This window comes from Mucilaginibacter sp. (genome assembly GCF_039207105.1).
Classification (GTDB): domain Bacteria; phylum Bacteroidota; class Bacteroidia; order Sphingobacteriales; family Sphingobacteriaceae; genus Mucilaginibacter.
Genome location: NZ_JBCECK010000151.1, coordinates 1 through 11,705 on the forward strand (window position 1 = coordinate 1; position 11,705 = coordinate 11,705).

10 protein-coding genes are annotated in these 11,705 nt (G+C 41.2%); 5 read left to right on the forward strand and 5 right to left on the reverse strand.

Annotated elements, in window-relative coordinates; genetic code table 11:
- Nucleotides 1–29 precede the first annotated feature (29 nt).
- The 3 genes from accB (at nt 30) to tatC (ending at nt 2,927) form a co-directional block, all read left to right on the forward strand.
- Nucleotides 30–509, forward strand: coding sequence for an acetyl-CoA carboxylase biotin carboxyl carrier protein (gene accB / locus AAGC65_RS21300; protein ID WP_343114490.1), 480 nt, complete (start codon nt 30–32; stop codon nt 507–509).
- 141 nt (nt 510–650) lie between these two features.
- A complete protein-coding gene (gene accC, locus AAGC65_RS21305) occupies nt 651–1,985 on the forward strand; it encodes an acetyl-CoA carboxylase biotin carboxylase subunit (protein ID WP_343114481.1) in 1,335 nt (444 codons plus the stop codon).
- 78 nt (nt 1,986–2,063) lie between these two features.
- Entirely contained in the window at nt 2,064–2,927 is an 864-nt protein-coding gene (tatC, locus tag AAGC65_RS21310) for a twin-arginine translocase subunit TatC (protein ID WP_343114482.1), read from the forward strand.
- Between the two features lie 73 nt (nt 2,928–3,000).
- On the opposite strand, the gene AAGC65_RS21315 is transcribed toward tatC, so the two are convergent.
- The 4 genes from AAGC65_RS21315 to AAGC65_RS21330 all read right to left on the reverse strand — a co-directional run bounded on the left by AAGC65_RS21315 (nt 3,001) and on the right by AAGC65_RS21330 (nt 6,474).
- Entirely contained in the window at nt 3,001–3,594 is a 594-nt protein-coding gene (locus AAGC65_RS21315; protein WP_343114483.1) for a hypothetical protein, read from the reverse strand.
- A 202-nt stretch (nt 3,595–3,796) separates the two neighbouring features.
- Entirely contained in the window at nt 3,797–4,327 is a 531-nt protein-coding gene (locus AAGC65_RS21320; protein ID WP_343114484.1) for a hypothetical protein, read from the reverse strand.
- Nucleotides 4,328–4,448: 121 nt separating this feature from the next.
- On the reverse strand, nt 4,449–6,191 hold the full coding sequence (locus tag AAGC65_RS21325; RefSeq protein ID WP_343114485.1) for a S41 family peptidase: 1,743 nt from the start codon (nt 6,189–6,191) through the stop codon (nt 4,449–4,451).
- A 67-nt stretch (nt 6,192–6,258) separates the two neighbouring features.
- Nucleotides 6,259–6,474, reverse strand: coding sequence for a hypothetical protein (locus tag AAGC65_RS21330; RefSeq protein WP_343114486.1), 216 nt, complete (start codon nt 6,472–6,474; stop codon nt 6,259–6,261).
- A gap of 188 nt (nt 6,475–6,662) precedes the next feature.
- Here AAGC65_RS21330 and AAGC65_RS21335 point away from each other — a divergent pair, with 188 nt between their 5' ends.
- On the forward strand, nt 6,663–7,235 hold the full coding sequence (locus AAGC65_RS21335; protein WP_343114487.1) for a porin family protein: 573 nt from the start codon (nt 6,663–6,665) through the stop codon (nt 7,233–7,235).
- A gap of 76 nt (nt 7,236–7,311) precedes the next feature.
- Here the strand turns inward: AAGC65_RS21335 and AAGC65_RS21340 are convergent, their stop codons facing one another.
- Nucleotides 7,312–10,734, reverse strand: coding sequence for a ThuA domain-containing protein (locus AAGC65_RS21340; RefSeq protein ID WP_343114488.1), 3,423 nt, complete (start codon nt 10,732–10,734; stop codon nt 7,312–7,314).
- A gap of 256 nt (nt 10,735–10,990) precedes the next feature.
- Here AAGC65_RS21340 and AAGC65_RS21345 point away from each other — a divergent pair, with 256 nt between their 5' ends.
- Nucleotides 10,991–11,608: a hypothetical protein gene (locus AAGC65_RS21345; protein WP_343114489.1), complete on the forward strand. Its 618-nt coding sequence runs from the start codon at nt 10,991–10,993 to the stop codon at nt 11,606–11,608.
- The last annotated feature ends 97 nt before the right edge of the window (nt 11,609–11,705 follow it).

Genomic DNA, 11,705 nt, shown 5'->3' on the forward strand with positions numbered 1-11,705 from the left:
TTTTATCCAAAAACAATCAATCCCTAAGTATGGATATTAAACAAATTCAGGACCTAATTCGTTTTGTTTCAAAATCGGGCGTAAACGAAGTGTCAATTGAGCAAAAAGATTTTAAGATTACGATAAAAACCAATGAGACACAGCCTCAGGTTATTCATGCCAGCATACCGGCACAAACAGCACCGGCTATATTGCCTCCTGCTCCGGTAGCAGCGGCACCTGCAGCACCAGTTGCTCCAACAGCAGCAGCTGAACCGGCCGCGTCAAATTATCTTACTATCAAATCGCCGATGATAGGCACTTTTTACCGCTCTTCAAGTCCCGACAAACCATTATTTGTTAACGTTGGCGACGAAATAAAATCAGGCTCTGTTGTTTGTATCATTGAGGCTATGAAATTATTCAATGAAATTGAATCAGAAATTTCAGGCCGTGTTATAAAAGTATTGGTTGACAATGCATCGCCGGTAGAGTACGACCAACCTTTATTTTTAGTAGAACCTATTTAATAGATGTGCAGATATGTGAATTTCAGATGTGCAGATGATTTCAACTCGTTTGCACATTTGCAGTTAACACAATTGAACATCAATCATTAATATTTTCATCTGCATTTTTGCACATTTGCACATCTGCATATCAAAAAAATCATGTTTAAAAAAATATTAATAGCTAACCGGGGCGAGATCGCCTTGCGTATTATCCGTACCTGTAAAGAGATGGGTATTAAAACCGTAGCTGTATATTCAACTGCCGACCGCGATAGCCTTCATGTACGTTTTGCTGATGAAGCTGTTTGTATAGGCCCGCCACCAAGCCGCGACTCATACCTGAGCATTCCCAATATTATTTCGGCTGCCGAATTAACCAATGCCGATGCCATACACCCAGGTTATGGCTTTTTGTCTGAAAATGCGAAATTCTCGGCCATATGCGCCGATTATGGTATCAAATTTATAGGTGCCACTGCCGAGCAAATTAACCAGATGGGCGATAAGGCATCTGCAAAAGACACTATGAAAAAAGCCGGTGTACCTATTGTGCCGGGGTCAGAGGGTCTGCTGACAGATGTAAAACAAGGTATTTCCATTGCTAATAAAATAGGCTATCCTGTTATATTAAAAGCTACTGCCGGTGGTGGTGGCCGTGGTATGCGTATTGTTTGGAAAGATGAAGAGTTTGAGAACGCCTGGGATTCTGCCCGTGCCGAATCAGGTGCCGCCTTTGGTAACGATGGCCTTTACCTTGAAAAATATGTTCAGGACCCTCGCCACATTGAAATTCAGGTGGTAGGTGATCAATATGGTAAAGTATGCCATCTGTCTGAACGCGACTGTTCTATTCAACGTCGTCACCAGAAATTGGTTGAAGAATCACCTTCACCTTTCATGACCGAAAAACTTCGTAAAAAAATGGGCGAAGCTGCCATCAAAGGCGCTAAAGCTGTTAAATATGAAGGTGCCGGTACAGTAGAGTTTTTGGTTGACAAAGACCGTAATTTCTACTTCATGGAAATGAATACCCGTATACAAGTAGAGCACCCGGTTACCGAAGAGGTAATTAACTTTGACCTGATCAAAGAACAGATCAAGGTTGCCGCCGGTATTCCTATTTCCGGTAAAAATTACGAACCAACCATGCATGCCATTGAGTGCCGTATTAATGCCGAAGATCCGTTTAACCAATTCCGCCCATCACCGGGTAAAATAACCAACTTCCACTCACCTGGTGGTCACGGTGTGCGTATAGATACCCACGTGTACACAGGTTATGTAATTCCGCCTAACTATGATTCTATGATAGCCAAGGTGATTTGCGTGGCCCAAACCCGTGATGAGGCTTTAAGTACTATGGAACGCGCATTAAGCGAGTTTGTGATTGAAGGTGTAAAAACAACTATACCTTTTCACCTGAGGTTATTGCAGGATCCAAACTTCCGCGCAGGCAACTTTACTACCAAGTTTATGGAAACCTTTGAATTTTAAAATAAATTCAAACTATCTTCACAAAATAAAACGTACTTAGTATTACAGAGCGTTTAAACAGCGGTATCCATATAAACAATGAGCGAGAACAAGTTAATTAAAGCGATAAAAGACAAGGGTAAAACGATGGAGGCAGAAATGTCTTTCTTCGATCATTTAGAAGCTTTAAGGTGGCATTTAGTGCGGGCTTCCATAGCCATTGTAGTATTTACCTGTGTTGTATTTTATTTTTACGACTGGATATTTGATACCGTGATCATGGGCCCAAGCCGGCCCACTTTCTGGACATATCGTATGTTATGCGAAATTGGTGCGGCTTTACACCGTTCAGGCTTTTGTATTGATAAGATTAATGTACATCTAATCAATACAGAAATGGCAGGTCAGTTTACCTTGGAAATTAACTCGGCATTAATAATAGGTATAACACTGGGTATACCTTATCTAATCTGGGAAATTTGGCGCTTTATAAAGCCAGCCCTTCATGAAAAGGAACGTAAAGCAGCTACAGGCTTTGTATTTTATGCTTGTATGCTCTTTTTCCTTGGGGTTTTATTTGGTTATTACGTGATAACACCCATGTCTATTAACTTTTTATCTGGCTTCAGTGTAAGTGATCAGATCGAAAATAAGTTTACAGTAGACTCCTATTTATCATCTGTTGCTACGTTAACACTGGCAACAGGCTTAGTATTTCAATTGCCAATTTTGGTATACATATTATCGAACTTAGGTATTTTAACTCCTAAATTCATGCGCGAAACCCGCAGGTATGCTATTGTAATTATCCTGATCATAGCAGCGGTTGTAACACCAACACCTGATATGTTGACTATGACCGTTGTAAGTATACCGCTGTTTGTACTTTACGAAGTGAGTATTGTGGTAGCTGGCCTTGTTGAGAAAAGGAAGATAAAACGTCACGAAGAAACTATGGCTTAATAAGCTATATAACCTATAAAACAAAAGCGGCTTCCCAAACAAGGAAGCCGCTTTTGTTTTGCAATAACAATTATTAATGATGACCGTGGCCTCCTCCATGACCATGATTACCATGATCGCCACCACCGTGGCCCCAATTATGGTTTCCATTTCCGTGGCCACCCCAGTTGCCTCCATGCCCATGATTCCAGTTACCGTGGTTTACAGCATAATGACCGCCAGGACGACCGTATGATACTCTTCGGCCATAATTGCCCCTCCAATAATGCGCATATCGTGCATCGTGACTGTTACGTATAATTACCTGATCGTGGCGGCCTCTGTAGCCCGCGTAACGCACACGGTATACATCATGCCTTAACCAGGGGTTTCTGTCGTTTATAACCACCTTATAGCCGCTGTACAGGTTATAATGACGATAGCGTACAGGCAGATAAGCACGATGTACCCATACGTTATTATCAAAGTATACATATTGGTGTGTTGGCACATCATAATAAGTATCAATATCGGGCATGTAGTAGTAATTAGCGTAATCGTACCCAACAGGGCCCCAGGCAGGCTGGCTGCCAATGTTGATACCCAGACTTACGCCTACCTGAGCACTGGCGGTTTTAACAGTTAAGCAGCCGAGTAATATTGCTGCCGATAAAATGAGCTTTTTCATTAGTAGTTTTTTAAGTGTTACCAGCTTACAAATGCAGGATCAAATTCCCATTATCAGTAGCATTGTTTGAAGGTATGACAGCAATTATCGCAAAAAGTTTAAATTTTTTCCGTGGTTTTATATCCCCAATTTTAAGCTATACTATAAAAAAACCGGCTCAGCATTGCTGCTGAGCCGGTTATGTCAAAATTTTAAATATAAATTAATTACGGTGACCTTCGCCGCGGTTATCATGATGATCATCGTGGTTATCATGATTATCCCTGTGAACAACCTTAGTTTTGTGAACTACCACCCTACGGCCTTGTCCACGGTTATTATTATTTCCGGTCCAGTGGTTACGGTATTTAACATCCTTGCTATCGCGGATAATGGTTTGATCACGACGTCCTTTGTATGAAGCATATTTTTGTCTGATCACATCGTTATGGATCCACGGAGTCGGCTGATTTACTACTACCTTATAACCATGATATACATCATAATTAGCGTAACGCGGTGGTAATGATACGGTGTGTACCCATACATTATTATTCAGGTAAACATATTGATGGGCGTTAATGTCATAATAAGAGTCGATATCAGGCATGTAATAATAATCTGCATGATCATAACCAGTGGGCCCCCAGTCTGGCTGACTGCCAATGTTTATACTTAAACTTATTTGAGCGCTTGCTATTTGAACGGTTAAGCAGCTAAGTAAAATGGCTGCTGTTAAAATAATCTTTTTCATGTTGTGTGTGTTATTTGCATTGTATGACAGCAAGTATTGCCAAAAGTTTAGCTATAATTTGCTTCATACAGGTAACTAATTAGTTACAACATTATAACAACATGGTATACAATTAATTGACTTACTGATCGTCGTCTGTAGAATCCTTATCAGCATCTTTTTTACCGGCCATAGCCAGTACAGGTTTTCCAATTACCTTATAGTTGCCTTCGCCTTTGAGTATTGATGCCATCTGGGCTTTATCCTGCATGGTTTTGATAGCTGTAGCCAGCTCCTTATCATACTTAAAGTTAACCTCATAACGGCCGCGTTCAAAATAATAGCGTGAGGCTATCTCGTTTTCAAGCACCTGTTTTATTTCGGCCTTATGCTGCTGCAGGTCGTTCTTTTTACTAACCAGCAACTTTGATTTAAGCACATCGTACTCCGCCTGGATATCGTTAAACTGTTTCTCTTTAGTTGCTTCAGTTTTAAGGCTTGTAAGTAACTTTTCAGATGCTGTGGTGTAGTTATAGTTTTTATCAGTAAGATATTTTACAAAATCGTTGTATTCAGGGTCAGAAAGACTAAATTCTTTGGAATCGCTAATTTTAGCGTGATTGTCACGATAAACAGTAGCATAATCAAATATCAATAGCTTACCCACCAGGGCCTGGGTCACGTTGGCAAATTTTTCCTGTTTAACAAATATATCCGGATAAATACCGCTGCCATCAAAAACCGACCGGCCATTTTTGGTTTTAAACTCATGTATCAATGAATCGGCTACCTTTACTACGCTACCATCATCCTTACGGTGCGTGTAATCTAAAGCCTGTATGCAACGACCTGATGGCACATAGTATTTAGCAATTGTGATTTTAACCAGGCTGTTATACGGCAAATTAAATGTTTGCTGCACTAATCCCTTGCCATAGCTCCGTTGCCCGATAATTATAGCCCGGTCAAGATCCTGCAGCGAGCCGGCAACAATTTCTGATGCCGAGGCAGAGTGACTGTTAACCAGTACAGTTAAGGGCAAATTAGGCTCAAGCGGTGTGGTAACAGTGCTATAAGTAAAGTTTTTATCCTTGATCTTTCCTTTTTGCGACACGATCTCCACATCTTTTTGCACAAACAGGTTCACTATTTTCACAGCTTCCTGCAATATTCCCCCTCCGTTTGAGCGCAGATCAAGTATGATACCGTTTGGATTGCTCTTTTTTAAGGTCACTAAGGCGTTGGTAACTTCACTGGCCGAGTTTTCCAGAAACTTATCAAGCTTAATGTAACCCATATTGCCGCCAACCATTCCAAAGTAAGATACATTGGGTTGTTTGATCTCATCCCGAACAAGATTTTTTTCAAATGGCTGCGGTGTATTGTCGCGTTTGATGAGCAGCTTTATAGGAGCACCTTTTGAGCCTTTCAGCAGCAGGCTAACCTGCTCGTTGTTTTTACCATTAAGGTCAACGTCATTTATTTTAACGATCTGATCTCCCGGATGAATATCTGCTTTTTGGGCCGGGAAGCCTGCAAATACATCAGAAATAAATACTTTTCCGTTACGCAAAAATATGGTGGTACCTATACCGCCATATTGTGTGCTTACATAATGCAGCTTATAATCTTCAATTTCCGATTCAGGAACAAACTCGGTATAAGGATCAAGTCCGTCGAGCATGGCATCAACGCCGGTTTTTACCAGTTTGGCAGAGTTGATATCATCAACGTAATTGATGTTCACCTCTTTGTACACCGATGCAAAAACATCCAGATTTTTTGATATCTGGAAAAGGTCATCATTAAAAGCCACCGCACCACCGGCCAGTAACGCGATACCGGCAATTAAACCTATCTTTTTGTATCTTTTATTGATCACCATACCCCAATTTCTTCATTAGCCTATAAAAATACAAAAAGCTTAGCAGTATTTAAAGGCAATGCCTTATTTACAGCCTGTTATTATCAATATTTACCAATGCTTTTTTCAAAGTGAAAACCACATACTTCCTGTCGCGGTTTACCAGATCCATCAACTTGGTTATCAGGCCTTCTTCTTGTCCTTCTGAGTACTGTAATTGTTCATCGGTAAGGTGATTGTATTTGCGTTGAACCTTTATTTTAACACGCTCCCACTCTTTGTTTGTGATACTGATCTCAGCCATGATTAATTATTTTCAGCAAAAATATAAAAAATACATTGCAGGCAACATTTAAAACTTTGGCTCGTCAATTGTTAAGATACAATTAAGGTTTACGTGTAAACCCGTTTTATAAACTAAATTTTAAATATGCCGTGCTGTGCTATTTAATCCAATAAAGGTACAAAGCGGCATCATCAACATCAAAAATTATGAAAAAGTATTTATTAGGCGCAATATTACTGATAGCGGTAAGCATCAGCGCAAAGGCACAAGTATCATTAGGTATTAAAGGCGGTGTCAATTTTTCAAAAATCAGTACCGACAACATTAAAGAATCAAGTCTAACCGGTTACCAGGCTGGTTTATTTGCCCGTGTTGGGGGTAGCGTTTATTTCCAGCCAGAGCTTTATTTGAGCGGAACAGGCGGTAAATTTGAGTCGAGCGATAACAATCAGAACTTTAGCGGCAAGGTAAGATTCACTAACCTGAACGTTCCATTACTGATCGGTAAATCATTTGGCGAAAAGGATCTTAACTTCCGTATAATGGGCGGCCCCATTTACACCTACCAGCTTGATAAAAGTGGAAATTTAGGTGATAATATTAATGGAGCCATTGATAACTTCAACAAAAGCAATATAGGCTACCAAGTAGGCGCAGGTGTTGATATAGGCGCCATTACTGCCGATTTACGCTATGAAGGTGGATTGACTAAAATAAGCGACAGTTTTGCCAAACGCCAAAACCTTTGGGCACTTAGCATTGGTTTTAAAATATTTTAATGCTGATAGTCTTAGCAGATAAAAAAAACCGGCAGGTATTCCTGCCGGTTTTTTTTATTGGTATTGCAACAACATTTTATTTGGCATTAAACTGTATACCTGTTACACCAGCCTGCATGGCTACTGCTTTTACAGGTTTATATACAAAGTAAATTTTGTGCAGCTGGCCATCAGCAACCGGGCTAATAGTTAAGTGCGTAATACCCGATTTTTGATCTTTTGTTGGCACAGGCATACTACCTTTACCTATCAGTTTACCATCAGCCGCATCAATATGGGCCTCAAAGTTAAAGCCTATAGATGGGGCGGCCTGCCAGAAATGGGTAAGGTTTATAGAGCGCACGCCAGTCAGGTCAATACCGCTCAGCTCAAACCAGCCCTCATTTGTTGGCATGATGGCCAGGTTAATGCCATTGTATTTGAACATGGTAAAGCCATTAACCTTTTCGGTACCCGAGAACATATAGTTATTGCTGTTTAAAGCCACTACACCCTGTCCGGTTAAAGCTTTAATATCATTTCCACCCTCATCGGTATATCTTGCAGACAGCACCAGGGTACTTGCAGGCTGCTTGCCTGGGTCAGGATTAATGCTACCTGCCGCTGGCAATGATTTCTTCTCTGCTTCTTTATTATCCAATGACAGCACCCAGGTGATGATCTGGTCAACATCTCCTTTTTTAATAGCCGGGTGGGCTGGCATAGCCGTTTCGCCCCAAACACCTGCGCCGCCTTTTATTACCTTTTGAGTAAGCTTGGTCATGGCATCCGGATCTTTTTTGTATTTGGCAGATACATCCATAAATGCAGGCCCTATTGATTTGCCGACCTCTTTATGGCAGCTTTTGCAATCCATAGTAAGCATAATGGCCTTGCCGCTGTTTTCCGGCTCGCTTTGCTCCAATTGCGATGCCGATACGGGCTTTTTGTAACCATTAATATAGTCAACACTCACCATAATGCGTTTAGCATCAACCTTAGGCGTATTGACACCATCAGTTACTGTAACTGCATAGCTAAAAGGCAAGCCCGGTAAATAGAACGATTTGTTGCCACCACTCAGTTTAATGCTTACCTGCGGTTGCTCGTTACCGGCATACACTTTCAAAGGCATGGTTTTATCAGCAGCGCCCTGATCATCTTTTGCTTCCAGTATGATCTTATAATCACCTACTTTGTTATAGGTATAAGTAAGTTCTGGTGTTGTGGTCTCTTTGGTTTCACCATTACCTAAGTTCCAGGTGTAGGATATTTTATCTCCTTCAGGATCTTTTGCCTTAGTGCTCAGTTTAACTGTAAATGGCAGTTGACCTGATGTTTTATCAACTTTTATTTGCGTGATATCAGGTGGCCTGTTGCCCGCTATATAATCAATGCGGAACAAACCTGCATCCGGATTATGCGTAAACCAGCCGCTGCCGTATTCCAGACCATATAGCCGGCCATCAGGACCAACTTCCATATCAATCATGGAATTTACCTTCAGCTTGTTAAAAAATGGCTCCATTTTATCAAAATCGCCGTTAGGCTTCATGCTCACTGCTTTGATCCAGCCGCGCATCCAATCGTACGTTAAAAATTTGCCATTGTAATAATCAGGCAAACGTGTTTCGGTCGGGAACATATCGGTGTAATACACCGGGCCAGCCATCGCATTTCTGCCTCCCGTACCTACCTGTGGAAAATCAGCCGAAGGCCCGTATGGATACCAAATAAACGCAGGTTGAGCCGGCGGCAGATCTGTTAAGCCGGTATTATTACGTGAGTTGTTTATCGGGTGCTTAGGATCAAAAGCCGGGCCGTATTTGCCGGTAGCGTAGTCATACAAATGATAGGGTTTGTTATCGCCTACAAAGTATGGCCAGCCATAATTGCCCGCTTTACGTGCCTGGTTTACTTCATCATAACCCATCGGGCCACGCGTGTCCAAACTATCATTATGCGCATCAGGTCCTACTTCGCCCCAGTACAGGTTGCCGTTTTTTTGATCTACCGAGATCCTGTACGGATTCCTGTCGCCCATAACATAAATCTCCGGGCGTGTTTTAGGTGTGCCCTTCGGGAAAAGGTTACCTTCCGGAATACTATAAGTACCATCATCATTAACCTTGATACGCATGATCTTTCCGCGCAGGTCATTGGTATTACCGGCCGAACGGCGGGCATCAAACTGCAGGTGACCGGGCCTGTCATCTAATGGACCGTAGCCACTGGTTACGTATTTCTGACCTTTTTCATCAAAGGGAGTAGAGTTATCACCCGCCGAAAAAAACAATAGCTTATCAGGCCCCGGCCCAAAGGCTATTGAACCACCAGTATGGCAGCAAATTTCGCGCTGGGCTTTTACTTCAAGGATCACTTTCTCGGTTTTTTTATCCAGCGTATCATTCGCAAAAGTAAACCTCGACAAACGGTTAACCGAGCTATCGGCCGGGCTGTAATAAATATATACCCAATTATTTTTGGCAAAATCTGGGTCTTTGGCCAGGCCAAGCATTCCCTCTTCGGCGTTTACTCCGGGGGTATGTGTCTTATAATACACATCAAAAAAGCCCACCTGCTTTACCTTTTGGGTATCGTGCTTGTATAACATGATCTCGCCGCGGCGCTGAATCACCATGATATCAAAATTTGGCAGAATGGTCATTTCAGTTGGTTCAAAGAACTCACCGGTTGATAGCTGCGTTTTTTTAAAGCGGTCTTCATCTGGCGGTAACTGCGATTTTGCTTTGGAATAATCCAGGTCATTGTTATCACCTATAGCGTATTTAATACCGCCTAACAATAATTTCAGGTAATTATCCTCGGTGTATGATTCTTTAGTGTGTCCGGGCTCAATATAAAAAGAACGACCGCCGTCAAAATCATGGTACCATACCATTGGGTGATAACCCATTCTTTTAGCGCCGTTATAGCTTTTTTCATCAATGGTTACCAATACGTGAATGGTAGAATCCAACGCTTTTTTAAAGCTGTAAAACTCATCTGTTCGTTTCCATACTTTAGGCAGATGTTTGGTAGCCGGGTTATTACCATCAACTACGTTAAACACGCCTTCTTGTACGTTAGGGTATTTATCATGTATACCCGGGTGGTCAAAAAACCAGGCGCCGGTAAGGCGGCCATACCAACCCCAATCGTACTCGGTATCTGTAGCAGCATGTATGCCTAAGTAGCCCCCGCCAGCTTGTATGTAACGTTCAAAAGCGGCTTCCTGCCTATAGTCAAGCACATCGCCGGTAGTACTTAAAAAAATAACAGCTGCATATTTTTTCAGGTTATCCTCGGTAAACGAATCGGCATTTTTAGTAGTGTCAACATCAAAATTATTGGCTGCTCCCATTTTTTGAATGGCGGCTATACCTGCATCAATAGATTCATGATGATAGCCCATAGTTTTTGAAAACACTAATACTCTGGGCTTGCCCACGCGTTTTTTATTACAGGATAAACAAATACAACAACATGCTGCAAGAACAATCAGTACGATTTTTTTCATATATATGTTATTAGGTTAGTTTTTAACTGGTGTTTATTGCAACTATCGGGGGCTCAGTCACAATCGATTGTGATAATTAGCAATGTATCAAATTTATAATAAATATTTAGATATCAAACACATTGTGTTAAAATGACACAGTAATATTTACAATACAATTTCCAGGGTTATGATCAAAGTGCTTTTCAGGGATACTTCTGTACATATTTTATTCCACGTTTGTTTTTAGTATTTTTATTAAACCAATCCGAACCTTATGGCTACTAACCGATTAATCCAAAAAAGCTGGACCTCCAAAAAAGAGATCAGTATTGAGGCCGACCATATCGCCATTCGCACCAAGACCATCAAAGATGAAATGGAATACATTATAAAGCTTGGCGAGCTGGGTTTTGAAACCATAAAACGAACCGATAAAACAGCCAACCTGTCCTTTTACACTTTCCTGGTATTTACTATGCTTGATACCTACCTTTTAGTAACAACCTGGTATAGCAAAGGCCCGCTGGCCGAACTGATATTATGGATGTTCGGCTTTATTTTCTTTGCTGCATTATGCCTATACTCATTTAGCCAGCGCAATAAAGAGATCATTTACCTGGGCGGCGGACAAAAAGTTTTAGAGCTGCTTGCCGCCAAACCCGACAAGCAAACCGTATTACTTTTTATTGATGAGATACATGCCGCCATTCGTGCTTATTATAAAAACAAATACAGCCATTTTGATAGCAGCATTCCTTATGATGTTAAAATATCAACCTTAAGCTGGCTTAAAGAGATGAAAGCCATTACCAATGAGGAATTTGAAGATCTGAGCGCACGCCAAAAAACCGAAAGCATTATTGGATTTAAAAGTCAGGAAGATCATAGATAAAACAAAAAGGCCTGAAAACAGCAAAGCCCCTGATGGGCAGGGGCCTTTACTAACCAATTATAAACCTAAATTATGAGAAGAGCTGTAGGAGAAGGGG

Coding starts and splice junctions, on each gene's coding strand:
- AAGC65_RS21335 (WP_343114487.1), top strand. CDS start 6,663: ATGAAAAAGTATTTATTAGGCGCAATATTACTGATAGCGGTAAGCATC.
- accB (WP_343114490.1), top strand. CDS start 30: ATGGATATTAAACAAATTCAGGACCTAATTCGTTTTGTTTCAAAATCG.
- tatC (WP_343114482.1), top strand. CDS start 2,064: ATGAGCGAGAACAAGTTAATTAAAGCGATAAAAGACAAGGGTAAAACG.
- AAGC65_RS21340 (WP_343114488.1), bottom strand. CDS start 10,734: ATGAAAAAAATCGTACTGATTGTTCTTGCAGCATGTTGTTGTATTTGT.
- AAGC65_RS21330 (WP_343114486.1), bottom strand. CDS start 6,474: ATGGCTGAGATCAGTATCACAAACAAAGAGTGGGAGCGTGTTAAAATA.
- AAGC65_RS21320 (WP_343114484.1), bottom strand. CDS start 4,327: ATGAAAAAGATTATTTTAACAGCAGCCATTTTACTTAGCTGCTTAACC.
- AAGC65_RS21315 (WP_343114483.1), bottom strand. CDS start 3,594: ATGAAAAAGCTCATTTTATCGGCAGCAATATTACTCGGCTGCTTAACT.
- accC (WP_343114481.1), top strand. CDS start 651: ATGTTTAAAAAAATATTAATAGCTAACCGGGGCGAGATCGCCTTGCGT.
- AAGC65_RS21325 (WP_343114485.1), bottom strand. CDS start 6,191: ATGGTGATCAATAAAAGATACAAAAAGATAGGTTTAATTGCCGGTATC.
- AAGC65_RS21345 (WP_343114489.1), top strand. CDS start 10,991: ATGGCTACTAACCGATTAATCCAAAAAAGCTGGACCTCCAAAAAAGAG.